This window comes from Pseudoalteromonas sp. GABNS16E (assembly GCF_028598715.1).
Taxonomy (GTDB): Bacteria; Pseudomonadota; Gammaproteobacteria; order Enterobacterales; family Alteromonadaceae; genus Pseudoalteromonas; species Pseudoalteromonas atlantica.
In genome coordinates this window covers 1-1,116 of sequence record NZ_JAQREZ010000137.1, presented here as the reverse complement: position 1 = coordinate 1,116, position 1,116 = coordinate 1, and the positions used below count along the sequence as shown (strand labels likewise).

Below are 1,116 nucleotides of genomic sequence, written 5' to 3'. Positions count from 1 at the left end.
GGTACCGTGTGAGTCTAATGACTCCTGCACCACTTTTCTTTTAAATTCCTCTGTATGTTTACGAAACGCTTTTACTTTCATGAGAACTGACTCCTAAATAGGTGTCTACTTTTATGGAGTCAGATCAGTCGAAATTATAAAGCGAGTAGATTTATATTTACTCGCTTTTTTATGTGTAGTTATTAAAATTACTGTTTTACTAACACTTCAACTTAGTAGTTATTGGCATCTTTGGTTTTTTAAGGGCGGCTTTGAGCTATAAGCGGACGATCGGGTAAACTCGTTGTTAGACAGAAACGTGTTAAATCTGATGGTCTAATACGTTACTGTCAAATTAGGCAAAGTATGTGGGTTTCTGTTTGTTAGGCTTTTGTACTGCACCACTGGACTTCCCACAGAAATCATCAAGCATTCTGAGAAACTAACAGCGAAAGATGAGCAAACCCGATTATAAGTTTAACAAGCGCATTAAATCTGACGCCCTACATTGTCCGATTTTTTGCTTAAAAGAAAATGACGCAAAAAAGCGTCCAGCATGTTCCGCAGTTTATGCGGGCGTTAGCAGTCGATATGAAATTTCGCATAATTAGAAGCATTGAAGCACATATTATTAAAGATCGTGTACCAACTGAGTACAAGAGCTTAGCGGCAGCTTGTGAACCTCAGTTTTCTGAAAAATGTACTTTGATTACTTTTCCACATAATAGAAAAGATGTGATAAAAAGTAACCTTACAGAAAAAGCATTAAAAAAGTTTGGAGAGCCGAGCCAAGATACTTTAATAGTTGTTGGAGGCTGTTTTTCATTAGAATCTGTTAAAAAATTAAAAAAGTACAATGCCGTTTTTCTTGCTCTATCGGAGTTCTCATGGACAGATGAGCGGTACACGTTAATAAAGTCAGGCGAACCTAGGTAGAGTCAACTGCTAAGAAGTCGTTTAAAAGGACAAAAACAGTTGGCTTTTAACGAGTCGTTACGAACGTCCGGAAGTGGCACAGACTGTGTGAAAACTCTGATCACCTTTTGGTCTAAGTATGTTCTGCTTATGATCTATTAATCTATACATTTAGTTCACTTAATATACTGATATTTATATAATTAGACTATTGATTCAGTT

General features: G+C 36.5%; 1 protein-coding gene. It reads left to right on the top strand.

The genetic code is table 11. The features are described 5' to 3' along the window. Positions 1–570 precede the first annotated feature (570 nt). Complete coding sequence (locus tag PSI06_RS20975; RefSeq protein WP_051063381.1) at positions 571–915, top strand: hypothetical protein; 345 nt, start codon at positions 571–573, stop codon at positions 913–915. Positions 916–1,116: the final 201 nt, after the last annotated feature.

Bases quoted from the DNA above. Each gene is read 5' to 3' on its own strand.
- PSI06_RS20975 (WP_051063381.1), top strand. From the start codon at position 571: ATGAAATTTCGCATAATTAGAAGCATTGAAGCACATATTATTAAAGAT.